Here is a 25,322-nt window from a genome sequence, read left to right as displayed (position 1 = left end):
CAGACGACTCCGGAGAAGCGGCGGGCGTGAGAGAGGCGGCGGGCGTGAGGGAGGCGGCGGGCTTAGCGGATCCGCTGGTCGTGACCGGCCCAGGCGCAACGGTGGGCGCGAGGGATGGAGTGGGCGAGGTGGAACCGGGAAACCCGGCGGGCGCGAGGGCCGAGGCTGGCGCAACGGATCCGAAAGCCGCCGGTGGCTCGGGGGACACGACAGGCGCGGCGGGGCTCACCAAGGTGGCGGACAAAACCGGAGCAACCGTTGCGGCGGGTGTGGCTGGGATCGGCGGGGTGGCGGGCGGAATCGGAGTGACCGATGTGGCGGGCGTGGCCGGGTTCGGCCGGGTGGCGGCCCGAACCGGGTTCGGCGGGGTGGCGGGCGGAGCCGGGGCTGGCGGGGTGGTGGGCGCGGCCGGCGGAATGGTGGGGGTGGCGGCTGGTGGGCGGGGTGGCGGCGTAGGCGAGACCGGAGCCACCGCGCGGACCAGGAAGCGGCCGTCGCCGGTGGGCTGGGCCGTCAGGAGCCGCCTGTTGCCGTCAGGCGTTCGGAGAGGCCTGCCAGACCGTTGCCGGGCTGGGCCGTCGTGGGGGCTCCGTCGTTCACCACCTCCAGGACCGCTGAACCGTCGGCGGCCCGCAGCGTCACCGTGCACCACGTGGCGGAGCTGTGCCGCAGGATGTTGGTGGCGCACTCGCGGACCACCCAGGCGAGCGGGCCGGCCGCCGCCGGGTCGACGACGCCGGACGGCAGGTCGACCGTGCAGCGGATGCCGTCGGCCTCCAGGATGGCGCGGACGCTGGCGATCTCGTCGGCCAGGTCCAGCACCCGGTAACCGCGGACCGCCTCGCGGATCTGCCGCAGACCGTCCTGGGCCAGCCCGCGGACCTGGGCCATCTCGTTCGCCGCCCGGTCGGCGTCACGGGAGACCAGTTTGCCGGCCAGCTCGCTCTTCACGGCGATCACCGACAGGCTGTGGCCGACGAGGTCGTGCAGGTCGCGGGCGAACCGCAGCCGTTCCTCGGTGACCGCGAGCCGGGCCTCGGCGTCCTTGCCGGCGTGGGCCGTCTCGGTGAGGTCGAGGATCCAGATCCAGAGCCGGTTGGCGTACGGCAGGGTCAGGCACATGACCAGGTAGATGAACACGGCAACCCTGGTCGGCAGTCCTTCGTGCCCGGGATTGACCCAGTACAGGGCGCTGCACGTGACGACCGTGCCGCCAGCGATCAGCACGGTGCCGGCCCGCCCGGTGCGGATCGCGGCGAGACTGACCCAGCAGATGGCGATCAGTCCCCAGCCGGCCGGGCTGGCGTTCTGCACGAGCATGATGAACACCGCCGCCGCCCCGGCGATCGCCGCGTATCGCCGGGAGGGGCGGGGATCCCCGGTCCACCCGACCGACACCGCCCGGACCAGCAGCAGGATCGCCACACTGAAGACGATCATGCCCACGCCGGCGGCGATGGCCGGGACCAGCTCGAACCGGTTCTCGGTGACCGAGGTGGCGACACCGGAGAAGGCCCCGAACCACCCCAGCAGCAGGCTGCAGGCGAGGCTCCACATGGTCACCCGGCGGGCACGGTGTACAGCTCCGGTCATGTCCCCAACCCTAATCTCAGCCGCGCCGGGGATCCCAGCGGAAGAACCGCCGGGCCAGCACCGCCGCGGCCACCGCCCACACGGCCAGGACCAGCGGGGACTGCCACGAGAGGGCGTCGCCGTACCCGGCCCGGACCATGTCCACCACCGGAGTCAGCGGCAGATAACCGGCGACCTGCTCGAGCCGCTCGGGCAGCGCCCCGGCGGGCACGATGACGGGGGAGAGGGCGAACAGGATCAGCATCACCGGCACGGTCGCCAGCTGGGCCAGCTCGCCGCTGGAACTGAGCCCGGAGATCGCCATCGACAGCAGCGCGAAGACCGCGGCCCCGCCGAGGACCACGGCCAGCACGAGCAGCGGGTTGCCGGGCAGGCCGGCGCCGAGCGCGACCGCGGCGGCCACCACCGCCACGACCTGCAGCAGGTAGACGGCGGTGGCGCCGAGCGCGCTGCCGCCGAGGATGGCGGTCGCCGACGCGGGCCCGCCGAGCAGCCGTTTCAGGACCAGCTCCTCACGCCGGCTGGTGTAGAACCCGGCCAGGTTCACCAGCGGCGCGAACACCACCAGCGCGGCGATCTGCCCGGTCAGGATGTAGGCGACCTGGTCCGGACCGCTGTCCTTGGCGGTGTAGACCAGGAACGCGCAGACCGCGAGCGGCATCAGCACGGCGTTGGTCAGCGCCGACCGGTTCCGGAAGATCATCGCGAGGTCGAGGCGCGCGAGCCGGTAGGCGTGCGACAGATCGGTCTTCACTTGTCCTCCACGATGCTCAGGAAAACGTCTTCGAGGGAGGCCGGCCGGACCGACAGCCGGTCCAGGGTCACGTTGTGCCCGGCCGCCCAGGTCAGCAGCTCGGCCACCGACCGGTGGGCGCGGCCGTCGGGGTCGCCGCCGGTCACCGTCCAGCGGGCGGTGGGCAGGCCCTCGGCGACGGTGATCTCCGGCGCCCGCCCGTCCAGGTGCGGGAGCATGTCGATCGGGGTGTGCGCGGGCACCCGGAAGGCGAGCCGGTCACCGTGCCCGGCGACCACGTCCGGCACGCTCCCGGTGATCCGGATCTCGCCCCGGTGCATGATCGCGATCCGGTCGGCGAGGCGCTCCGCCTCCTCCAGGTAGTGGGTGGTGAGCAGCACCGTCGTCCCGCCGGCGACCAGGTCCTGGATCAGTTTCCAGGTGCCCGGCCGGGCCTCCGGGTCCATGCCGGTGGTGGGCTCGTCGAGGAACAGCACCTCGGGCCGGCCGACCACGGCGAGCGCCAGGTCGAGGCGGCGTTTCTGCCCGCCGGACAGCTGCCGGACCTGCACCGCGGACTTGTCGCCGAGGTCCACCAGCTCCAGCGCCTCGGCCCGGCTGATCGGGTCGGTGGACAGGTCACGCCACAGGTCGACGGTCTCGGCGGTGGTCAGGTCCCCGATCAGGCCGCTCTCCTGCAGCATGATCCCGACACGGGGGCGCAGGGCTTTACGGTCGCGGTACGGGTCGGCGCCGAGCAACCGGACACTGCCCGAGGCGGCCGGCCGGAACCCCTCCAGCACCTCCATCGTGGTGGTCTTGCCCGCCCCGTTGGTGCCGAGCAGGGCGAACAGTCCACCGGACGGGACCGTGAAGTCGATGCCCCGGACCGCTTCGAAATCGCCATACCGCTGGCGAAGGCCATCCACTTCGATCGTCTGCGTGCTCATGCCTTAGATGGTTCTCCGGAGCCCCCTGCCCCGGACAGACTCGTAGGTCATCGATCAACCGTGACAGATGTCATTTCCGCACGTCGGAGGGTGTCTGCGACCTTGTGCAACAGGTCTCGCCCGGTGAACGGCTTCTCGATGAGCGCGATCTCGTCGTCCAGGATGTGGGTGGTGCCGAGCAGCCCGTTGCTGTACCCGGACATGAACAGCACCGGCAGGTCCCGCTGCTCGGCCCGGGCCGTCTCGGCCAGTTTCGGGCCGGTCATCTCCGGCATGATCACGTCGGTGAGCAGCAGGTCGCAGCCGTGTGCCCGGAACAGCCGGAGCGCCTCGGCGCCGTTGTTCGCGGTCAGCGCCAGATAACCGGCGTCGTTCAGGATCCGGGCCACGATCCGGGCCAGCGGCACCTCGTCCTCGACCACGAGCACGATCCGGCCCATCCCGCGCGGTGGCTCCGCCGACTGGACCGGGGCGGCGACCGGGGCGGCGGTGGTGGAGACCGGCAGATAGATCCGGAACGTGGTGCCGATGCCCGGATCGGAGTGCACGTTCACGCTGCCGCCCGCCTCCGCCACGATGCCGTAGACGGTGGCCAGGCCCAACCCCGTACCGCGACCTCGGGGTTTGGTGGTGAAAAAAGGCTCGAAGATCCGGGCGACGACCTCCGGCGGCATGCCCTCCCCGGTGTCGCTGACCGACAGGCGCGCGTAACTGCCGGGCTGCAGCGGCGGTTGCATGTTCAGTTCCTCGCCGTCGACGCATGCCAGGCCCGCCTCCAGCACCAGGGTGCCGCCGTCCGGCATCGCGTCCCGGGCGTTGAGCGCCAGATTCAGCAGGATCTGATGGATCTGCCCCGGATCGGCGTGGACGGTCAGCGGCTCCTCGGTGGGCACCGCGATCAGCGTGATGTGCTCGCCGATCGTCCGGTGCAGGACGGCGTGCACCTCGGCGATCGCCGCGTTCAGGTCGACGTCGCGCAGCTGCACGGTGTCGCCCCGGGTGAAGGTCAGCAGCTGCCGGGTCAGGCTGCCGGCCCGTTCCACGGCGGTCTGCACGTGCTCCAGATCCGACTGCACGTGCGGCTGATCCTTGGTCTCGGCGATCACGAACTCGGTGTAGTTCGCGATGATCGCCAGGATGTTGTTGAAGTCGTGCGCCACCCCACCTGCCAGTTTGCCCAGGCTCTCCATACGTTTCGCCTGGTCGGTGCGTTCCTGCACGATCCGTTCGCGCTCGGCCTGCTCCTTGGCGGCGGACACGTCCCGGCCGATCACCGAGACGCCGATCATGGTGCCGAACTTGTCCTTCACCGGGGTGGCGGTGAACGAGACCTCGACCGGGCTGCCGTCCTTGCGGACCCGGCGTCCCTCGTACGACAGACTGCCCTCACCGGCCAGGATCCGGGCCAGCATCACCGACTGCTGACCCGCGCCGTCACCGTCGGCCAGCACCGTCGCCGGGCCGGCCAGCATCTCCGCCGCGGTGTAACCGAAGATCCGTTCGGCGCCACCGTTCCAGGCGGTGATCATGCCGTCCGGGGTGACCCCGATGATCGCGTCCGCGCTGTCCTCGACCACCGCGGCCAGGGTGGCCTGGTGCGCGGCGGCCAGCTCCTGGGCGGCCTGCTCGCGGGCGTCCGCCTCGTCCAGCCGCCGTTTGCCCCACGGGTCGATGAACATGGCGCCGGTCTGCATCAGCACGCCGTAGTTGCGCCGCAGACTCCAGTAGTAGACGCCGACCCCCGCGGTGAACAGATCCCACAGCGTCGAACTCCAGGACCAGCCCAGCTCCTGACCATGGTGCCCGTCCGGCAGGGTGATCATCCGGTAGGCCATCGCCGCGTGGAAACCGTGCCCCACCGCGCAGCTGAAGAAGATCATCGCGGTGGCGGTGGCCAGCTTGTTGGATCCCAGCTGGCGCGCCCGTATCAACGGCACCACGATCGTGACCATGATCGCCACGTAAGCCACCATGATCACGATGTTGGCCAGCAGGAAAATCTGATCCGGCACGTCCCCACCTTCGGACGTACGAAGGAGAATCTGAGGTTTGGCGGCCGCCGATAGGGTCCTGATCATGACGCTGACCGATGCCCTGTCCCGTGCCGCCGCCCGAGCGCCCGGCCAGGGCATCGTCCACGTGGATCCGGCCGGTGACCGCTTCGTCGGCTACGCCGAACTCTACGCCGACGCCCTCCGGATCGGCGGCGGCCTGCACGCGGCCGGCCTCGCCCCCGGCGACCTCCTGATGATCGTCGACGACGACGGCGCCGACTTCCTGGCCCTCTTCTGGGGCGCGATCGTGGCCGGCGTCGTCCCGGTCCCGCTGCCGCCCGAGCCGCACCGGCTGGCCACCGTCCACGCCCACCTCGACTGCCGGCACATCGCGGGCGACACCGCGACGCCCGGCGCGACCCTGCTGTCCGCCCGCGACCTGCGGTCCGCGCCGCCGCTGCACACCCCGGTTGCGGTACGTCCGGACGACCTCGCCTTCCTGCAGTTCTCGTCCGGAAGCACCGGTGACCCCAAAGGTGTCGAACTCACCCACGCCAACGTGCTGGCCAACCTGGCGCAGACCTCCGAGAGCGGTCGCCTGACCTCGGCCGACGTGTTCCTGACGTGGATGCCGTACTTCCACGACATGGGCCTGATCGGCACCCACCTGTCCCCGCTGTACCACCGGTGCCGCCAGATCCGGATCAGCCCGATGGCGTTCGCGAAACGCCCCGAGTTCTGGCTGCGCACCGCCGCCCGGCACCGGGCGACAGTCCTGTCGGCGGCCAACTTCGCGCTGGCCCTGACCAACCGCCGCGTCCCCCTCGAAGTGCTGGACACCCTGGACCTGAGCAGCGTCCGCCTGCTGATGGTCGGCGCCGAACCCATCTCGCCGTCCGTCTGGCACACCTTCACCACCCGGATGACCAGGGCAAATCTCAACCCCGGAGCAACACAGCCGCTGTACGGCCTGGCCGAGGCCACCGTGGCGGTGACTTCCCCGCCGATGGGCGAGGTGGCGGTTCCGCTCCGTCTGGGCCGGGCCGCCCTGTCCCGCGGAGTCGCGGTCCCGTCCTCGTCCTCGGCGGTCCTGTCCTCGTCCTCGGTGGTGTCGGCGGAGTTCATGGACGTCGGCTATCCGATGCCCGGGTGCGAGGTGCGGATCGCCGACGACGACGGCCGGACGGTGGAGGACGGGCTGGTCGGGCACATTCAGCTGCGCGGTCCGAACGTCACCCGTGGCTACCACCGGAACCCGGAAGCCACCGCTGCTCTCTTCGACGGCCCGTGGCTCCGCACCGGTGACCTGGGCTTCCTCCGGGCCGGCCGGTTGTGTGTGACCGGCCGGGACAAGGACGTCCTGTTCGTGAACGGCCGCAACTTCCACGCCGCCGACATCGAGGAGGTGGCGGCCGCGACCCCGGGCCTTTTCCCCGGGCCGATCGTGGTGGTGGGCGCTCCGGACCCGGCCGGTGGCCACGAGCGGGTCACCGTTTTCGTGGCGAGCCCCGCGGTCCGCCCCGACCCGCCCGCGTTGCTCGCCGCGATCCGTTCCCGGGTGGCCGAGGCCCTGGCCTACGACGAGGTCACCGTGGAGCCGGTCCCGTCCGGCACCTTCACCCGAACCACCAGCGGCAAACTACGCCGCCACCCCTTCCGCGACCGTCTCACCCCTCCCGCTGCCCCTGCTGCCTCCCCAGCCCCTGCTGCCTCCCCAACCCCTGCTGAACCCGCAGTTCCCGCCGCTGCTGCTGCCACTGAGGCCGGGCCGATGTCGCGGACCGGGATGGAGCGGCTGGTTCGGGAAACCTGGGCGCGGGTTCTGCGGATCTCGGCCGAGACGATCGGTCCGGACGACCGGTTCCTGGCCATCGGTGGGTCGTCCTTGAAGGCGCTGGAGGTGTTGGCCGAGCTGGAGGACCGCCTCGGCCGCGACCTTCAACCCGCAATGCTCAAGGACTGCGCCACGGTGCCTGCCCTCGCCGACCGCCTCCTGACCCTCGGTTATGTGACCCGAGCCGAAAACCTCGGCGATGTCACCCGCCCGGAAAGCCTTGGCGATGGGCTGGCGATCATCGGGATGGCCTGCCGTTTTCCCGGAGCGGACACCCCTGAGGAATTCTGGGACAACCTGGTGGCGGGGCGGGACAGCGTTGCCGCGGTGACCCGATGGGCCGGTGGTGGGTTCGGTGCTTTCCTCGCTGACCCCGCCAGGTTCGATGCCGGATATTTCGGGATCGAGGACGATGAAGCCCGTCTGCTCGACCCGCATGCCCGGATCTTTCTGGAACTGGCGCATGAGGCTCTTGAACGTTCCGGATATGCCGGCCCTCGCAGGCATGGTCGCCGCATCGGTGTCTTCGCGGCGGTGGGGGAAAGCGGTTATCCGGATCTGATCACCGCGGCAAGGGAAGACGCGGCGAGGAGAGACGCGGCAAAGGGAGACGCGGCAACGGAGGACGCGGCAACGGAGGACGCGGCGGGGGGAGCTGCGGGTGGTTCCTACACGCTTACCGGATCGCTTCGTAATCTGGTGGCCGCGCGGGTCGCACACCTGCTGGATCTGCACGGGCCGGCTGTCGCGGTGGACACCGCCTGTTCGTCGGCGCTGGTCGCGTTGCATCTGGCCCGCCGCAGTCTGGAAGCGGGGGACTGTGACATCGCCGTCGTCGGCGGGGTCAACCTGAACCTGACCGCCACCGGCGAGAACCTGCTGGCCCGGGCACAGGCGCTGTCCCCGACCGGGCGGTGCCGGGCGTTCGCGGCGGATGCCGACGGGTTCGTCCCGGGGGAGGGCGGTGCGGCGCTGGTCCTGACCAGGATGGCCGACGCCGGCGACGATCCGGTGCTGGCCGTGGTCCGGGGGAGCGCGGTCAACAACGACGGCCGTTCGCTGAGCCTGATGGCCCCGAATCCGCTTCTCCAACAACAGGTGATCACCGACGCGTACCGGGATGCCGGGGTGGATCCGGCCGAGGTCACCTATGTGGAGGCGCACGGCACCGGCACCGCGGTCGGCGACCCGATCGAGGCCCGGTCCCTGGCACAGGCGTTCCCGCCGCTTGCTGACGGCCGTACCCGAATGGTGGGCTCGGTCAAGACCAACATCGGGCACCTGCTCAATGTGGCCGGTCTGCCCGCCCTGGTGAAGGTGATCCTGGCACTGGGGCATCGCCGGTTGCCGCCGTCACTGCACCACGACCAGCCATCGCCCCGATTCGACCTGGCCGCGGCCGGTTTCGAGGTGATCACCGAGACTCGCCCCTGGCCGGCCCCACACACCGCAGGCATCAACGGTTTCGGGTTCGGCGGCACCAACGCACACGTAATCCTGTCCGCACCACCACCACGGACGTCATCGCCACTGCCACCGGCACCACCCTCGCCTTCACCTTCGGCACCGGCACCGGTGGCAGCGCCGATCGCCTCCGGTGATTCACCCGGGCCGCATCTGCTCACGCTGTCGGCCCGATCCGCCGGTGCGCTCCGGATCGCCGTCGCCGAGTTGGCCGAGCGCTTGCGAGCCGATCCGGGCCTACGAACGGCGGACGTGTGCGCGACGGCCTCGACCGCGCGAGACGACGGCCCGTACCGGCTGGCGCTGGTGACCGAAAATGACCTCCCATCACAGTTGGCGGCGGCGAAACCGGGCCCACCGGTGGACCGCCCGGCCCGGGTGGCGTTCCTGTTCGGCGACGGCCCGCTGCGGCCGGGTGTGGGCGCTGACCTCTACCGAAATGCCCCGGTCCTCCGATCCACCCTGGACGAGATGTCGACAGCGGCCGGCCCGATCAACGGCCACACCCTGACCGACTGGTGCACCGACCCCACCCTGCTCACCGACTCCAGCCTGCCCGCCGGTTGTGTCGAGGGACAGGTGGCTGCGGTGGCCTTCGGTGTGGCCTTGTCCGCGCAGTTGATCGCCTACGGGATCCGGCCCGATGCCGTCGCTGGTCAGGGCCTCTCCGAACTGGCGGCTGCCGTGACCGCGGGCCACCTGACTCCGGTCGAGGCGATCATGCTGGCGATGGGTAACCGGGTGCACGCGACCCCGCGCGCCGACCGGATCCCGTTGGTCAGCTCCAGGACAGGGGATTGGCTGACAGCCTCCGACGGTCTCCCCGTTGCGGAGGGACAGCCGGATCGGTTCGAGGAGGCGGTCGACCGTCTGCGAGCGGCAGGCTTCGACACGATGCTCCAGGTAGGCGTTTCAGCACGGGAGGCCACCGCCGCGGAACTGTTGTCCACCGCGGGCGACCTATGGCAACGAGGCGCACGCCTGGACCGCACCACCCTGGACGCCGGAACCCGCCGAGTGGACCTCCCGACGTATCCGTTCGAGCGCCGCCGCCACTGGATCACCGACCCACCGACGTCTCACGTTCCCGAGGCCGCCATCACGACGCCCGTTCCCGAGACGGTCGTTCTCGCACCTCCCGGCGCCGAGCCGGCCACCCTCAACCTTCCCGTGTGGACCAGCACAAACGCGCCGGCGGGAACCGAAGCGGCGGCTGACACGGTGATCTTCGCCGATGGTGGCGGGGTCGAGGCCGCTCTCGCAGCGATCACCGCGGTACCCAGGAACAGCCGCCTACTCCTGGTCACCAAGGATCTATACGCCGCCGATGACACCAGGACCCGTCCCCGGCACGCGGTCTGGGCGGGGCTGGCGATGGCGTTCGCCGATGAGAACCGGGGCGCGGCCGTGCGTATCGTCGACCTGAGTTCGTCGGATTCGAAAAAGCAGCGCCGCGCAGCCCTCGCCGCCGAACGCACGGCACCACTGACCAGCGGCCCGGCCGAACTCGTGGCCTGGCGCGCCGGACAAAGGTTGACCAGGAAATTCGCTCCGACCCCGAGCGCCACCCAGCGGTTCACCCCGCCACCCGTCGGCAGCTACCTGATCGTCGGTGGGGCAGGTGCGGCCGGTACCGAGATCGCCCGCGACCTGGCCCGGCGTGGACGGCCCCGGTTGCTGCTGGCCGGCCGTTCCACCGAGCCGACCGAACTGCTGGCCGAGTTGCGGTCCCACGGAGCCATCGCCGACTACACGATCACCGACGTGACCGATCCGGATCAGGTAGCGGCTCTGGTGGCCACCCGCCGCTTCGACGTGGTCGTGCAGGCAGCCGGAACGGTCCGCCCCGGCAGTCTGCGATCGAAGTCCCCGGCCGAGGTGACCGCCGGAGTAGCCGCCAAGATCCGCGGAACGAAGCTGCTGACCAGGGCACTGGAGGCCCGCCACAGCGCCGACGGCACAACGATGCCGCTGGTGATCGCCCTGTCCTCGGTCTCGTCCGTCCAACCGGGCCTGGCCGGGGCGGTCGGTGACTACGTAGCCGGAAACCTCTACCTGGACAGCTTCGCCGCAGCCCAACACGCGTCCGGCCACCGTTTCGTAGCGGTCAACCTGCCCGCGCTGGCCGGTGCGGGCCTGGCCGCGGCCCACGCGATCACCACCGACGGCCTGCCGATCGAGCGCCTCCCGGAGATCCTCTGGTCAGCCGCCGCGCTGGAGGCCCCCCAGGTCCTGGTCAAACCCCCGGCGGGTCCGCCGACCATCGAGAAGCCCCGCCCGGCCACTGACGAGCAGATCCGGAACACCGAGCCGAGCGCAGGCGGACGAAGCCGGGAGACCGGGACGGGCGATCCAACCTCGGCCGACGGCGGCTTGAGCCGGGACGAGTTGGTCGCCGTCGTTCGGGAGATGCTGGCCGGGCCGCTGGAACGGGAACCGGACACGATCGGTGTGGACGAACCGTTCCTGGCCCTCGGCCTGGACTCGCTGACCGCGGTTGACCTGGTCAAGGATCTGGAGACCAGACTGGGCCGACCCCTTTCCACCACCCTCTTCTTCGAGCACCGAACCATCGCCGAATTGACGGCCCACCTCGCCGGCCCGGGAACGTTCGGATTCAGCCCGGTGCAACGCGCCTTCGTCACCACCGGACGGCTCTACCCCGAGATCCCCGCGTACGCCTACGTACGCCAGACTCTGACCGAACCCGCCGACCCGGCCCGCCTACGCCGAGCGTTCGCCGAACTGGAACGCCGCCACCCGATGCTCCGTGTCCGTTTCAGCCCAGACGGCCAGCGTTTCCTGCCGCCCAGCACCCAGCCCGGCTGGTTCACCACCACAGACGTTCCGGCGGACGAGGCCGACACCGGGGCCCGGAACCGCCCGTTCGACCTGACCCGGGAGGCACCGATCCGGGCGGTATTGGCCGGAACCGATCTGATCGTGGTCGTGCATCACGCGGCCGCCGACGGATTCAGTCTCGCGGTGCTCGGTGACGAGTTGTGGGCGCTCTACCGGGGCGAGGACCCGGGTGCCGCCCCGACGACCACGTTCGCAGACCACGAGGCGACCCGGACCGCACCCTCGAAGACCGATCTGGATCACTGGCGACGGGCGCTGACCGACTGGCCCGGCCTGGCCCTGCCCGTCGACGGAGAGGCAGATGCAGAACCCCGAGCGCCATTTGCCGTACGCCAGCAAATGCTCGACGTGGAGACCTCCGGCAGGTTGACCGCGATCGCTCGTACGGCAGAAATCTCGGTCTATCATTTGCTTTTGGCAGTTTATGCCCGATGCCTGGCCCGATGGAGTGGACAGAGCGAGGTGCCGGTGTCGGTGGCCCGAGCCGGCCGGACCGCGCGGGTGCCGGGAGTCGAGCGGATGGTCGGGCCGTTCGCCGACACGCTGCCGGTGCGGGCCGTCGTGCGACCGGACGAACCCGTCACCGAGTTGGCGGCCCGGCTGCGCGACCACTGGCTGGCAGCGGAGAGACACGGCTCGGTCTCGACCGTCGACCTGGCCCGGATGCTCGCGGCCGACGACGCCGGCCCACGAACCGCCAGCCCCGCGAGTTTCAGTTTCGCCCGATTCCCCGGAGCCGGCACGACGGCGGCGAACGTGCGGGCGACCATCGCGGGCACGGCCTCGGCGGCGACCCGCTTGGGCCTGGTGTGCTTCGAGGCACACGGCATGCTGCACTTCTCCTGGAACTTCCCGTCCACACTGTTCACCCCCGAAACCATCAGCCACCTGGCAGCCGACCACATCACCGAGCTGAGAGCCGTCGCCTCCGGTCCCTTCTCCGCCGCGCCTGCGGTGGTGGGTTCTTCCTCTGGGCTTTCATCGGTTCGTTCACTTTCTGGGCGAATTCAGGAGCAATGCCGCCGCACGCCGGACGGGATCGCTGTCCTCAGTGATGGCACGCCGCTGACCTACCGTGACCTCGATACCCGGTCGGACCGTCTCGCGGCCCACCTGCAAGCCCTCGGCGAACAACGGATCAGCCTTCTCACTACCCCCGACGACCGGCGGATCAGCCTTCCCGCTGTCCCCGGCGAACGGCGGGTCGGCCTGCTCACCGGCCCCGGCGCGAACACCGTCACCGGGGTGGTCGGCATTCTCAAAGCCGGCGCGGCCTGGGTTCCCCTGGACGCCGCACACCCGCGAGCGCGCCTGGTGAGCCAGCTCGAACGCTCCGGCGTGGGAGTGGTCCTGTGCGACGCCGAGACCCGCCCCACGGCTGAGGCACTCGGATTCCCACTGGTCGACGTGGATGAGTGTGCTCGCGGGAATGCTCGAACTCCGTCGGTTCCACGTCGCGATCTTTCACCGGACGATACGGCGTACGTCATCTTCACCTCGGGTTCGACCGGCCGCCCGAAAGGTGTCGCCGTCACCCACAGTTCCCTGGCCAACTACCTGGACTGGGCGATCACCACGTTCGGTTACCGCGAGGGCGACCGGCTGGCGCAGACTGCCTCGATCTGTTTCGACGCCTCGGTCCGGCAGATCCTGGCCCCGCTGCTCGTCGGTGCGACAGTGGTCGCCTGGGACCGGGACACCGTCCGCGATCCGGAACTCCTCGTCCACCGTCTGGAACGCGACCGTGTCACAGTGTGGAGTTCGGTGCCCACGTTGTGGGAGCGGCTGCTGACCGCGGCCGAGACGACCAGGGCAGACCTGTCCAGGCTCCGCTGGGTGCACGTCGGCGGCGAGGAACTGTCTCCCGCCCACGTGCGCCGCTGGTTCGACCTGCTCGGCCCCGGCCAGCGGATCACCAACCTGTACGGCCCGACCGAGACCACGATCAACGCCACCTGGCACTTGATCGACACCCGCCCTGCCGACGAGGTCACCCGCCTGCCGATCGGCCGCCCCGTCGGCGGCGCGACCATCGAGATCATCGGCCCCGACGGAAAGCCCGCCACCGACGGCGAGATCCACATCGGAGGAGTCGGGCTGGCCGCCGGTTACATCGACGATCAAGAGCAGACCACCAGGGCTTTTGTCGTACGGGAGGGCGAGCACTGGTACCGCAGCGGCGACCTGGGCCACCGTGACCCCGACGGCGTCCTGTGGTTCCGGGGCCGAGCCGACGATCAGGTGAAACTGAACGGCCACCGTATCGAACCCGCCGAAGTGGAGTCGGTTCTGCGTCAACACCCCGCCGTCGAACGAGCCGCGGTAGCCGTCGAGGCCGGCCGTCTGATCGCATGGGTGCAGTCCACAACGATCGAGGCGCCGGCGCTGAGGGCCCACCTGCAGACCCTGCTCCCGAGCTACATGATCCCCAGCCGAATCCACCTGCTATCGAACGTACCCTTGACCCCGGCCGGAAAGATCGACCGACTCCAACTGTCCGCACCCGTGTCCTCGTCGCCCGCACCGGTCCAGCCCATGACCGAAACCGAACAGCTCCTCGCCGAACTGTGGAAGCGGCAGCTGGGCATCGAAGAGGTCACCCGCAACGACGACTTCTTCGCACTGGGCGGTGACTCGATCGGCGTCCTGGACCTGTTCGCAACCTTGGCGGAGCACCGAACCGCACTCCCGAGACCGACAGTCCTGTACCGAGCCCGCACCCTCGCCGAACTGGCCACAGCCATCGACGCCGCGGATGCAGAAGCCGAGCCCGCCGCCGTCCTCGCCTCCAGTTCCCTCCCTGTCTCCGGTTCCGTCCTCGCCTCCGGTTCCGCCGCCGTCCATGGGGAGTACCCGGTCAGCCTCACCCAGCGTGGTTTTCTGCTGGCCGATGCGGTCGGCGCCCCGTCGACCTGGCTAGCGGCGCCACGCCTGCACGGACCGCTGGACCAGGAACGATTCCAGCAGTCGGTGGACACGCTGGTGAACCGGCACCCGATGCTGCGAACCGTCTTCCCCCGAAATGCCAGGCCCCCGATCCAGCGCGAGGTCACCGCGGCACGGCTGATCGTCGATCACGTAGCGACGCCCCGACCCTTGGACGAGGAACTGGCCGCCGAACGCGAGCACAGATTCGACCCGGCGGACTGGCCGCTGGTCCGCTTGCGTTTGCTCCGTTACGGCCCGTCCGACCACGCGCTGATCATCCACGCACATCACCTGGTGGGAGACGGCTACAGCGTCGCGCTGCTGATGCGGGAACTGCTGGCCGTATACGACGGAGAGTCCCTTCCCGAACTGCGTTCCACGTTCAAGGACTACGTGTCCCTGCTGAACTCGATCCGCCCGGAAACGGTTCCGCACGACTACGCCCCCTTGGCCACCGGAGACGAGATCACCACGGCTGGTATCACGATCACCGACCAGGACGTCAAGGCACTGCAGATCCTGTCGACCGAGGCCGGCGTGACGCCGTTCGCACCAGTGCTCGCGGCCTACCACCACGCCCTGACAACAGTCCTCGGCCACCCAGCCCCAACGATCGGCGTAGCGGTGACCGGCCGAGATCACTCCCTACCCGACATAACCCGAATCTTCGGCCCATGCGCCACCGCAGTAGCGGTCCAGGTCGCTCCCACCAGCCCAAACCCAGAATCAGCGGCGAGGCCGGCAACCCCAGTCCTAGGACCAGCGGCGTGGCCCGCCACGTCGGGCCTAGGACCGGCGGCGGGCGGGGGCGAGGTAGAGCTGATCGAGGTGGCGGCTGCCGTGGCCGAAGCGCGGAGCCGGTCGTTCATCGCGCCACAGGGATGGCGGTACTTCTTCACCTACCTTCAGTTCGGCGCCGCCGCAGAGGGGGAAACCCTTTCCCTGACCTGGGACGATTCGGACGCTGAGCTGGCGGTCCCGCCGGGAACAGAGGTGCTGCTCGCAGCCCGCCCGACCGAGAAGGGCCTGCGCCTGACGCTGCGCGGCCGTCTCCCTCAGAAAAACCTGGACCAACTCGCCCGCGCAACAAAAAACTATATAAGCCGAAAAATCGGTCAAGGAGAACGACCCTCAATCACGGACCAAGCCCAGGCCGCGGACGGGACCGCGACCCCAAACCGTGCGGTGAACGCGAAGCGGCAGCGCAGCGCGGGCCAGGAGCTGGTCTCGGACTCGGTGATGGGCGCGGAGCGGGTGCGTGGCGCGGACCGGGCGGCGGTCTCGGGATCGGTGCTGGGCGCGGAGCTGGTGCAGGGGGCTGGGGCTCGGGGTGGGCCGCTGGATGCGGCTCTTGTTGGGTATCTGCCTTCTCCTGCGCATCTGGGGGCTCTGGCCTCGGTGCTTCCGGAGGCGGTTCGAGCTGTTCTTCCTGGGCTCGGGCGGGAAGACATTCGGGGGATGCTGTTTCCCTCGGGGGAGGCTCGGCTTCTCGAGACCGTGGAGACGGGGCTGGGGCGGTCGGGGTTTGTGGCACTTCCTCGGTTTGCGGATGAGCTCGGGCTTGACGGGCTCGCCGTGGACGCCGCTGGTGGGGTGGGGCTGGCTGCCTCCCTCGGGGCTCGGACTGTTTCGCTGGCGGGGATGATTCCGGCGCTCACCGGGTACGGGGCGGCGCTCACCCCGTACCGGCAAGAGGGTGTTGATCTGACCACCGGGCATGCGGTGACCGCTGCCGCCGTCGTGCGGACCGCTCTCGCCGCGCTTGCCTCTCGGGGGCGTGACCTTGGGGAATGCGTGGTTGCGTTTCTCGGGGTCGGGTCCATCGGGGCCTCGTCGCTGAGTCTGCTGATGGCTCGGGCGCCGCAGCCGCCGGCCGGGCTGATCCTGTGTGATCTGCCGGCGGCGCGAACCAGATTGCAGGACCTGGCGGCAGGGCTGATGGCGAATCCCACCAAAAGGCCCACCAAACGGCCCGCCAAAAGGTCCGCCAAAGGGCTGGCAAAGGGGGCGAAGAGGCAGGCAGCGCCGGATATGCCGGTGGAGATCGCCACGGACGGGGTGGACGCCGTCTACCGGGCGGATCTGATCGTCGCCGCCATCAGTGGGGGGCCGAACACCCTGGACGTGGAGCGGCTGAAACCGGGCACCATTCTGGTCGACGACTCGTTTCCGCACTGTTTCGACACGGGGCGGGCTCTGGCCCGGATGCGGGACCGGAAAGACGTACTCATCGTCGGTGGGGGGTTGCTCGACTGCGGTGCCACGCGGCGCATCCCGGCGGCGGGTCTGCCGGCGGTGAGTGCGCAGCCACCGGGCACGATCGCCTCGTGTCAGCTGGAGTCGTTGCTGCATGCGGCGGTGCCGGGGCTGCCGTTGGTGACCGGGCCGGTGGATCCGGGGCGGGCGGCCGCCTACTGGGCCGCGCTGGACGCCGCGTCGATCGCCGCCGCCCCGCTGCACCTGCTGAACCAGCGGCTGGACACCGCTTACTGAACCAGCGGCTCCACACCGAAGGCGACGTCCAGGCGGTAGCGGCTTCCGGCGTACCGGGACTCGCTCAGCTCCAGCGGCCTCTCGTTCTGGTCGAGGATCAACCGTTCCTCGACCAGTAGCGCCGAGCCGACCGGCACGCCGAGTTCCCGGGCGTCTTCCTCGGTGGCGGACTGGGCGCCGATGGTCGACGTGCCGCGGACGGGAGTGTGGCCGAGGGTGACGAGCGCCTCGTGGACCGATTTTGACAGGTCGTGGTCGAGGAGCCCGGCGATGGTTCCGGGGTACATGGCCCGTTCCAGCGCGATCGGTTCCTCGTCGGCGAACCGGACGCGGTGGATGGCGTAGACGTCGCTCTTGCGCAGCCGGAGCCGGGTCGACTCGCTCGGTGTCGCCGGCCGGAGTTTGGCGACCAGCACCTTGGCCCATGGTCGTTTGCCCTGCTTGCGGATCTCCTCGCTGAGCCGGATCAGGTGGTCGGCGCGGCGGGGCCCGCTCGGCACGGCGACGAACGTGCCGCGGCCGGGCGCGCGGTAGACGAGACCGTCGTTGACCAGCTGGGTGACGGCGGCGCGCGCGGTCATCCGGCTGACGCTGTGCTCGCGGGCGAGCTCGGGTTCGGAGGGGAGCGGGTCGTGCGGCCGGGACTTGGCGATCAGGGCGCGCAGCTCCTGCTCGATGCGGAAGTAGCGCGGTGCGAAATCGGGATTCCCGGACATGAGGCACACACTACAAGTCCGCACAGCCTGTCTAGACAGCTACCTGTATAGACAGCTAATGTCCGGTCTCATGAACTTCACCGTGCCGCAGATCGCCAAGATGATCGATCACTCCATCCTCCGGCCCGAGTTCACCCTCGAAGACGTGCGCGAGGGTTGCGCCATCGCCAAGAAGTACGACGTCGCCTCGGTCTGCGTCCGCCCCGCCGACGTGTCCGTCGCCGTCGACCTGCTGCGCGGCACGAACGTCGCGGTCGGCACGGTGATCGGCTTCCCGCACGGTGACACCGCCACCGCGATCAAGGTCGCCGAGACCGAGCTGGCCGTGCACCAGGGCGCCACCGAGATCGACATGGTCCTCAACATCGGCTGGCTGCGCTCCGGCGACATCGCCGCCGTCGAGCACGAGATCGGCATGATCGTGAAGGCCGCCGGCGCCGCCCATGTCAAGGTCATCCTGGAGACGGCGTACCTCACCGACGAGCAGAAACTCGCCGCCTGCTGGGCCTCCGAGCGGGCCGGCGCCGCGTTCGTGAAGACCTCCACCGGCTTCGCCCCGAAGGGCGCCACCATCGACGATCTGTCGCTGATGCGCTCGGCCGTCTCGCCCAAGGTGCAGGTCAAGGCCTCCGGCGGGGTGCGCACCCTGGACGCGATGATCGCGATGGCCGGGGTCGGTGTGACGCGTTTCGGCACGTCCTCCACCAGCGAGATCCTGACCGATCTGGCCCGCCGCCAGGTCGCGGTCTCCGGTGGGCGCGCCTAGATCAACATTTGCCGGTACGGTATTGCACCCGGCCGGGCAGAAAGTGCTCCTCAGCAGGCGGGCTCGGTGGCCGAACTAAGCCCCGACGGACTCGCCGGGTCCGCCTGACCGAGGAGCCGACGTGACTGTTCCCTACCTGCCGGGTGGTGCCACGCAGGCCTCGGCGCAACAACCGGCGTTCACGCCACGCTCCCTGTCGACGGCCGGCGACCCCGGCAACCCGGCGGTCGTGCCCCGCTCCCATGCCCAGGCCGGGGTGCCGGAACGGGCGCCGTTCGTGCCGCGCACCCTCGGCCGGGCGGAGGCCCCGCCGAGCTTCGCCGGGCCGGACTTCGGGCAGTCCCCGGCGCCGGGGTACGCGCCGCAGGCCCCGTCGGGCTTCATCGCGCCGCCGCTGTCGCACCCCGCGGCCGCGCCCGGCAACTACGGGTTGCCGTCGATCGCCCCGAACCTGTTCGGTGGCGCCCCGAACGCCGCCGACCACGCGCCGGAGCCGAAGCCGAAGAACACCCGGCTGTTCCGGTTCGCGCTCTGGACGGCGGTCATCGGTCTGGTGCTCGCCGGGCTCTCGGTGCTCGGCGTGCGCCTGTTCATGTTCGCCTCCGGGATGACCGTCGTCCCGGACCTGACCGCCGCCGAGGCCCACGACCGCTGCGAGTCCGCCCTGGTGAACGAGGTCAACCGGGGGCTGGAGGCCGCCCTGGTCGCGGACCGCCGGATCAAGTCGAACGTCCTGACCGGCGTGGAGATCGGCGCGGCGAAGGCCGTCGACGGCGGTTTCGACGTCCCGGGCACCGGCCGCTACACGGTCAAGGTGGCGAAGAAGAAGGCAAAACCGGCCAAGATGCTGCTGACCTGCCAGGTACGCCGCGACGGCGGCGGCCAGATCGTCACCACCGTGCTGACCAAGCCGGCCAAGTAGCGGTCAGCTCTCCTCGGGGTCCTTCGTGCCGACCGCGACCGGGCCGACCCACTTCAGGTCCGGGACGTTGACGACGATCGCGTCCTGGGTGGTGCGGGAGATCACCACGACCGCCTCGTTCTCCGGGTCCGGGTTCTCCTCGCGGTGCGGCACCCACGGCGGCACGTAGATGTAGTCGCCGGGCTTGGTGTCGACCCGGATCTCGCCGTGCTCCTCGTCGAGGAAGACGAACGACGGGGTGCCGCTGACCACGTAGATCGCGGTCTCCGACGCGCCGTGGTGGTGGTTGCCGGAGTTGGTGCTCGCGGCGACGTGGGTCTGTCCCATCCAGAGGTTCCGGCTGCCCACCGTGGAGCCGCTGATCGCCTCGACCCGGCGCATCCCGGAGGTCTGTGCGGTGTCCGCGCTGAGGGCATCCGACGCGACATGGTGTAGACGTTGATGGAAAGCGTCGCTCATGCCCGCATCTTGAACCGTCAACACCGGCCATGTCAATGAGATCCTATCGGTTTACTAGGATATGGGAAGGCGGTTGACGAGGGCGTCCGTGAGGGAGCAACGTCGGTGGTGCGAGACGGCCGGGGAAGTGAACTCGGGCATCACCTCCGGCCGGCCGGCTCGCTGAGGGGCAGTGCGGCCACTCACCGGTAAGCCGTTCAGCGACACCAGGAGGCCCGTCGTGACCTTGCAGACCGTCCCCACCGACACCGTGGACGCCGACCTCTTCCGTCAGCTGCTGCGCCGGCACGCCGCCGCCGTCGTCGTGATCACCGCCCCGGGGGAGCCGGCCACCGGTTTCACCGCGACCTCGTTCACGTCGGTCTCCCTGGACCCGCCGCTGGTCTCGTTCTGCCTGGCCGAGACCGCTTCGGCATGGCCCGCGGTGGAGGCCGCCGACACCGTGGCCGTGCACGTGCTCGGCCAGGAGCAGGAGCACGTGGCCCGGACCTTCTCCACCCGGGGCATCGACCGGCTCGCCGAGCACGGCGCGTGGCGGCCGGGCCCGGACGGGGTGCCGCTGCTCGACGGGGTGCTGGCCCGCCTGGTCTGCCGGGTCGTCGAGCGGGTCCGTGCCGGTGATCACACCATCGTGTTGGCCACCCCGGTCGCCGGTGAGCACGGCCTCGGTGAGGCCGAGGCGCCGCTGGTCTACCACTCCGGGCGTTACGTGGCCCTCCGTCATGGCGAATAGAGCCGGCCTCTCACCCGCGGGTTCCGGGCTCCGGGTGGACAGCGCCGGCCAGGATCCCGGTCAGGGCCGCGGCGGCGCCGTCGACCAGATCGGTGGCCAGGCCGCGCCGGGGCCACACCGACAGTTCCAGGGGCGACGGTTTCGGCAGGTCGTCCCGGGCGGTCAGGCCCTCCGGCCGCTGACCGAGAGTGGCCATCAGGCCGACACCCAGCCCGGCCCGGACCGCGGCCTGCACGCCGGCCAGGTGTGCCGCCTCCGCGCCGACCTCGGTCGGCACGTCGTGCGACGCCAGCGTCTCGATGGCCCGGCTGCGGATCGCGCACGGCGCGTCGAAGACCACCAGGGGGATCGGCTCGCCGGGCGCCGGCGATGTCCACTCCGGAGCTGAGTACCACGTCAGGTGCAGCTCGCCGACGGTGCGGGCATCGGTCCCGCCGGCCGACCCGAGCGAGGCCGGGCCGAGCGCGGCCGGGCCGAGCGCGGCCGGGCCGAGCAGCAGCGCCAGGTCGATCTTGCCGTCCTGCAGGGCGGTGCGGAGCTGGGCGCCCCGATCGATCCGGAACCGGATGCGCCGGTCCGGGAAGGTGGCGGTGAGCGCTGCCGTCAGGTCGGGCAGCAGCTGGGCCGCGGCGTGTTCGGTCGAGCCGATCACCAGGTTGCGCTCGCTGTCGAGACCGAACAGGCCGAACGCGTGCAGGGTCTCGTCGTGCACGGCGAGGATCCGGCGGGCGTGGCTCAGCAGGGTCTCGCCGTCGCCGGTGAACCGGGATCCGCGCCCGTCGCGTTCCACCAGGGTGCGGCCGAGGGCGGTCTCCAGCCGGCGCACGTGCTGGCTGACCGCGCCCTGACTGAGGTGCAGCGACGTGGCTGCCCGCTGGAATCCGCCGCAGTCCGCGACGGCGACGAGGCTGCGCAGCGGGGCGATGTCCAGATACCGACTCATGCCTATCAGTCTACTAGGAATTGATTAGCGGTCGTAATGGCTTGTCATCACGATCTCTCCTTGGACGAGTGACCGGACCGCTACCGATACTGGGTCCGGAGCCGCCGCCCGAGGCGACACAATCCCGAAACTCCCGAATCGAATGAGTTGGACTCATAAATGTCGAAAAAGACCCTTAAGTTGGGTGCGGTTCTGCTCGGTGTGGGCGGGCCCGGCCAGCACCACACCTGGCTCGACCCGGAGATCCCCGGCGACGCGAGCGTCGACATCCGCTGGTACATCGCCCGGGCACAGCAGGCCGAGGCCGCCAGGTTCGACCACGTCTTCATCGTGGACAGCCAGTTCATCACCCCGGACTCACCCCACCACTACCTGAACCGGCTCGAACCGCTCACCCTGCTCTCCGCGGTGGCCGTGCACACCAGCCACATCGGCCTGGTCGGCACGCTGACCACCTCCTACAACGACCCGTTCAACATCGCCCGCCGGCTCGCCTCGCTGGACATCATCAGCGGCGGCCGCGCCGGGTGGAACGTGGTGGCCACCGGCGACGGCGGCACGGCCGGGAACTACGGGCGCAAGGAGCACTACGACTACGCCACCCGGTACGGCCGGGCGCTGGAACACGTACGAGTGGTGCAGGGATTGTGGGATTCCTACGAGGACGACGCGTTCCCCCGCGACAAGGCGAACGGCGTCTTCTTCGACAGGAGCAAACAGCACGCGCTGCACCACATCGGCGAGCACTTCCAGGTGGCCGGCCCGCTCAACCTGCAGCGCTCCCCGCAGGGCCAGCCGGTGATCTTCCAGGCCGGTGACTCGGACGAGGGCCGGGACCTGGGCGCGAGCGTCGCCGAGGCGATCTTCACACACGCCGCGTCGATCGAGGAGGGGGTGGCGTTCGCCCGGGACATCCGGGCCCGCGCCGAGGCCAAGGGCCGCAACCCCGAGCACATCCTGATCGTGCCGGGAATCAGCCCGATCCTGGGCGACACCGACGAGCAGGCCCGGGAGAAGGAGGCCGCCATCATCGGCGGCAAGAGCTTCGACCGCGCGCTCAAGGAGCTGGGCCGCCCGTTCGGCTGGCACGACTTCACCCGGTACGACCTGGACGCACCCTTTCCGGATCTCGGTGACCTGGGCGACCGCAGTTTCCGCACCCAGGCCGAGCGGATCAAGAAGCTGGCGAAGGACAACGGCTTCACGTTGCGCCAGGTCGTCCAGCACGGCATCGAGTCGCGGCGCTCGCCGTTCACCGGCTCGCCGCTGACCGTCGCGAACGAGATCCAGAAGTGGTTCGAGGCCGGCGCCTTCGACGGCATCAACCTGACCGTCACGGTGCCGAGCGAGTTCGCCCGGTTCGTCGACGAGGTCCTGCCGATCCTGCGCGAGCGGGGCATCGCCCGCAGCGAGTACGACGCGACCACTCTGCGCGGCAACTTCGGTCTGCCGATTCCGCAGAACATTCACACCGCAGAAAAGGCAGCATGATGAGACGTACGAAATGGGCCGCTCTCGCCGTTGGCTTGTCGCTCTTGACCGGGTGCGCCGGGGGAGCCGCAGGCGCGTCCGACGAGGTGCCGACGCTGCGCTGGGCGGTCACGCTGCCCGCCCACTGGGATCCGGTGGTGTCCGGCAGTGGCGCGCAGTTCCGCATCCTGTCGTTGACCTACGCCTCGCTGACCGAGATCAACGAGAAGGGCGAGGCCGTCCCGAGCCTGGCCGAGAGCTGGGACTACAACGACAAGGGTGACCAGGTTACCTTCCACCTGCGTAAAGGATTGAAGTTCAGCGACGGCGAGCCGGTGAACGCCGCGGCGATCAAGGCGTATCTGGAGCGCGCGAAGACCCAGAAGGACTCGGCGCTCTTCGGCGACCTCACCTCGATCAAGTCGGTGACCGCGAACGATCTCGACGTGGTGGTCGACCTGACCCAGACCGATTACCAGATCCCGCTGCTGCTCGGCGAGCGTGTCGCGCAGATCCCCAGCCCGAAGGCGGCACAGGACCCGGCCGCGCTGGACAAGAACCCGGTCGGCGCCGGACCGTTCGTGGTCACCGAGAACGTGCCCGGCTCGCACGTCCACCTGACGAAGAACCCGGACTACTGGGACGCCGCCAACATCAAGATCGAGAAGGTGGAGCTGCTGTCCGCGCCGGACACCGCGACCATCGTCTCCGGTGTGCAGACCGGCGTCTACGACCTGGCCGGCCTCGCCCCGAACCAGGTCAAGGCGGCCGAGGCGGCGAAGCTGGACGTGGTGATCCAGCCCGGTTACAACGCCTCCAACATCAGCATCAACGTGAACAAGGCGCCGTTCGACAACCCCAAGGTCGTCGACGCGGTCCGGTACGCCACCAACCGGCAGGAGTTCGTCGACAAGGCCACCTTCGGTCTCGCCGCGCCGACCGACCAGCCGTTCCCGGACACCTATCTGGCGTACGACAAGGAGACCGCGAACCGCTGGCCGTACGACGTGACCAGGGCCAAGTCGCTGATCGCCGAATCCGGGCTCACACCGGAGCAGCTCAAGGTCGACCTGGTCATCCCGAACCAGCAGACCGCCGCCGAGATCATCCAGTCGCAGCTCGCCGCGATCGGCATCACCGTGAACATCAAGGTCGACCCGAACTGGGCCACCCCGTTCTTCGCCAAGGACCTGGCTCTGTCGATCTACGGCACCACCGGGCGCGAGTCGCCGGTGCAGACGCTCACCGCGCATTTCGGGCCGGACGGGCCACTGAACCTGAGTACCCCGTACGAGCCGGAAGGTTTTGAAGCTGCCGTGAAGGTCGCCCGCGAGACCCCGCTGGACTCGCCGGACTATCAGAAGAACCTGCGGGCGGCGACCCGCGCGGGCCTGGACAGCAGAGCCATCGTCTTCACCTACTCGCTGCCCAACCTGTTCGTGAAGAGCCCGAAGGTGTCGGACTTCGCGCCGATCCCGGGTCAGCTGCACTGGACCGGGCTGACGGTAGCGTCGTGATCAAGGGCCTGCTCAGGACGGTTCTCATCTTCGTGCCGGTCTTCCTGGTCGCCACGTTCGTGACGTTCGCGTTGCGGGCCCTGAGCGGGCTCTCGCCGGCACACCTGCAACTGGGCGAATCGGCCACCCCCGAGATGGTCGCGCAGATCGAACACGAGTGGGGCCTGGACCGGCCGTTCCTCACCCAGTACTTCGACTGGTTCGGTTCGGTGACCCGAGGTGATCTCGGCGTCAGCTGGTTCAACGGCGCGGACATCGCCCAGCTCCTGCTCTCCGGAGCGATCGTCAGCCTCTCGGTGGCCGGGCTCGCCCTGGTCATCGGGGTCGTCTTCGGGTTCGGGTTCGGTGTGCTCGCCGCGGCACGCCGGACCACCTGGGTGGACCGGGCGATCACCGGGTTCATGACGTTCATCTCGGTGATGCCGTCGTTCGTGGTGGGCATCGCCCTGGTGGTGGTCTTCGCGGTGACGCTCGGCTGGTTCCCGTCCGCCGGGTACGTCCCGGCGGAGCGGGGCTGGGCGGTGTGGCTGGCACACATCACCCTGCCGGCCATCGCGCTCAGCTTCGACACCGTCTCCGACGTGGCCCGCCAGCTGCGATCGGGGCTGGTCGCGGCGTACCGGGAGAACTACGTGACAGGCGCGGTCGTCCGCGGTCTCAGCCCACGCCGGATCTTCTTCCGGCACGTGCTGCGCAACGGCATGGGCCCGGCGCTGACCGTACTCGGCATGAAGTTCCCCAACCTGCTCGGCGGGGCCGTCGTCACCGAGTCGATCTTCGGGATGCCGGGGTTCGGCCAGTTCGCCGCCGACTCCGCCCAGCGCGGTGACGTCCCGGCCGTCCAGGGCGTCCTGGTCGTCTCGGTGGTGCTCGTCGTCGTCTTCAACCTGCTGGTCAACGTCATCCTGGTCCGGGTCACCCCGGCCTCGGCACGGGGGGTCTGAC

14 protein-coding genes are annotated in these 25,322 nt (G+C 69.9%); 7 read left to right on the top strand and 7 right to left on the bottom strand.

Annotated features, from left to right (window positions below; translation table 11 throughout):
- Positions 1-513: 513 nt before the first annotated feature.
- Genes Aco03nite_RS13385 through Aco03nite_RS13370 form a run of 4 tightly spaced genes read right to left on the bottom strand, consistent with a single transcriptional unit; the run spans position 514 to position 5,288 of the window.
- Positions 514-1,593, bottom strand: coding sequence for a sensor histidine kinase (locus tag Aco03nite_RS13385; RefSeq protein WP_203795379.1), 1,080 nt, complete (start codon positions 1,591-1,593; stop codon positions 514-516).
- 16 nt (positions 1,594-1,609) lie between these two features.
- A complete protein-coding gene (locus Aco03nite_RS13380; protein WP_203795378.1) occupies positions 1,610-2,347 on the bottom strand; it encodes an ABC transporter permease in 738 nt (245 codons plus the stop codon).
- The gene (locus Aco03nite_RS13375; RefSeq protein ID WP_203795377.1) at positions 2,344-3,276 is read right to left on the bottom strand and encodes an ABC transporter ATP-binding protein; all 933 of its coding nucleotides are present in this window, start codon (positions 3,274-3,276) and stop codon (positions 2,344-2,346) included. The genes Aco03nite_RS13380 and Aco03nite_RS13375 overlap by 4 nt, the downstream gene beginning before the upstream one ends.
- A gap of 47 nt (positions 3,277-3,323) precedes the next feature.
- Positions 3,324-5,288: an ATP-binding protein gene (locus Aco03nite_RS13370; RefSeq protein ID WP_239145121.1), complete on the bottom strand. Its 1,965-nt coding sequence runs from the start codon at positions 5,286-5,288 to the stop codon at positions 3,324-3,326.
- A gap of 64 nt (positions 5,289-5,352) precedes the next feature.
- Here Aco03nite_RS13370 and Aco03nite_RS13365 point away from each other — a divergent pair, with 64 nt between their 5' ends.
- On the top strand, positions 5,353-16,851 hold the full coding sequence (locus tag Aco03nite_RS13365) for a non-ribosomal peptide synthetase/type I polyketide synthase (RefSeq protein ID WP_203795375.1): 11,499 nt from the start codon (positions 5,353-5,355) through the stop codon (positions 16,849-16,851).
- Here Aco03nite_RS13365 and Aco03nite_RS13360 read toward each other — a convergent pair.
- Positions 16,845-17,567 (bottom strand): GntR family transcriptional regulator, encoded by a 723-nt coding sequence (locus Aco03nite_RS13360; protein WP_203795374.1) that lies wholly within the window; start codon positions 17,565-17,567, stop codon positions 16,845-16,847. The two genes, Aco03nite_RS13365 and Aco03nite_RS13360, sit on opposite strands and share 7 nt — an antisense overlap.
- Positions 17,568-17,625: 58 nt before the next feature.
- On the opposite strand from Aco03nite_RS13360, the gene deoC reads away from it, so the two are divergent.
- Together deoC and Aco03nite_RS13350 are read left to right on the top strand one after the other, a co-directional pair.
- A complete protein-coding gene (gene deoC / locus Aco03nite_RS13355; protein ID WP_239145120.1) occupies positions 17,626-18,333 on the top strand; it encodes a deoxyribose-phosphate aldolase in 708 nt (235 codons plus the stop codon).
- 121 nt (positions 18,334-18,454) lie between these two features.
- Complete coding sequence (locus Aco03nite_RS13350; protein WP_203795373.1) at positions 18,455-19,255, top strand: hypothetical protein; 801 nt, start codon at positions 18,455-18,457, stop codon at positions 19,253-19,255.
- A 3-nt stretch (positions 19,256-19,258) separates the two neighbouring features.
- Here the strand turns inward: Aco03nite_RS13350 and Aco03nite_RS13345 are convergent, their stop codons facing one another.
- Positions 19,259-19,714 (bottom strand): cupin domain-containing protein, encoded by a 456-nt coding sequence (locus Aco03nite_RS13345; protein WP_203795372.1) that lies wholly within the window; start codon positions 19,712-19,714, stop codon positions 19,259-19,261.
- A gap of 220 nt (positions 19,715-19,934) precedes the next feature.
- Between Aco03nite_RS13345 and Aco03nite_RS13340 the strand changes: the two genes are divergently transcribed.
- Positions 19,935-20,447 (top strand): flavin reductase family protein, encoded by a 513-nt coding sequence (locus Aco03nite_RS13340; RefSeq protein ID WP_203795371.1) that lies wholly within the window; start codon positions 19,935-19,937, stop codon positions 20,445-20,447.
- A 10-nt stretch (positions 20,448-20,457) separates the two neighbouring features.
- Here the strand turns inward: Aco03nite_RS13340 and Aco03nite_RS13335 are convergent, their stop codons facing one another.
- Entirely contained in the window at positions 20,458-21,390 is a 933-nt protein-coding gene (locus tag Aco03nite_RS13335; RefSeq protein WP_203795370.1) for a LysR family transcriptional regulator, read from the bottom strand.
- 180 nt (positions 21,391-21,570) lie between these two features.
- On the opposite strand from Aco03nite_RS13335, the gene Aco03nite_RS13330 reads away from it, so the two are divergent.
- The 3 genes from Aco03nite_RS13330 to Aco03nite_RS13320 are packed head-to-tail and all read left to right on the top strand — an operon-like array spanning position 21,571 to position 25,321.
- A complete protein-coding gene (locus tag Aco03nite_RS13330) occupies positions 21,571-22,881 on the top strand; it encodes an NtaA/DmoA family FMN-dependent monooxygenase (RefSeq protein WP_239145119.1) in 1,311 nt (436 codons plus the stop codon).
- Positions 22,878-24,377, top strand: coding sequence for an ABC transporter substrate-binding protein (locus tag Aco03nite_RS13325; RefSeq protein ID WP_203795368.1), 1,500 nt, complete (start codon positions 22,878-22,880; stop codon positions 24,375-24,377). The genes Aco03nite_RS13330 and Aco03nite_RS13325 overlap by 4 nt, the downstream gene beginning before the upstream one ends.
- Positions 24,374-25,321, top strand: coding sequence for an ABC transporter permease (locus tag Aco03nite_RS13320; protein WP_203795367.1), 948 nt, complete (start codon positions 24,374-24,376; stop codon positions 25,319-25,321). Before Aco03nite_RS13325 ends, Aco03nite_RS13320 begins: the two co-directional genes overlap by 4 nt.
- Position 25,322 lies beyond the last annotated feature (1 nt).

Origin of the sequence: Actinoplanes couchii (assembly GCF_016862075.1) — a bacterium.
GTDB lineage: Bacteria > Actinomycetota > Actinomycetes > Mycobacteriales > Micromonosporaceae > Actinoplanes > Actinoplanes couchii.
This window is presented reverse-complemented; position numbering and strand designations above follow the sequence as displayed.

Excerpts from the sequence above, each read along its gene's own strand:
- Aco03nite_RS13385 (WP_203795379.1), bottom strand. The coding sequence starts at position 1,593 with ATGACCGGAGCTGTACACCGTGCCCGCCGGGTGACCATGTGGAGCCTC.
- Aco03nite_RS13375 (WP_203795377.1), bottom strand. The coding sequence starts at position 3,276 with ATGAGCACGCAGACGATCGAAGTGGATGGCCTTCGCCAGCGGTATGGC.
- Aco03nite_RS13365 (WP_203795375.1), top strand. The coding sequence starts at position 5,353 with ATGACGCTGACCGATGCCCTGTCCCGTGCCGCCGCCCGAGCGCCCGGC.
- Aco03nite_RS13360 (WP_203795374.1), bottom strand. The coding sequence starts at position 17,567 with ATGTCCGGGAATCCCGATTTCGCACCGCGCTACTTCCGCATCGAGCAG.
- deoC (WP_239145120.1), top strand. The coding sequence starts at position 17,626 with ATGTCCGGTCTCATGAACTTCACCGTGCCGCAGATCGCCAAGATGATC.
- Aco03nite_RS13345 (WP_203795372.1), bottom strand. The coding sequence starts at position 19,714 with ATGAGCGACGCTTTCCATCAACGTCTACACCATGTCGCGTCGGATGCC.
- Aco03nite_RS13335 (WP_203795370.1), bottom strand. The coding sequence starts at position 21,390 with ATGAGTCGGTATCTGGACATCGCCCCGCTGCGCAGCCTCGTCGCCGTC.
- Aco03nite_RS13325 (WP_203795368.1), top strand. The coding sequence starts at position 22,878 with ATGATGAGACGTACGAAATGGGCCGCTCTCGCCGTTGGCTTGTCGCTC.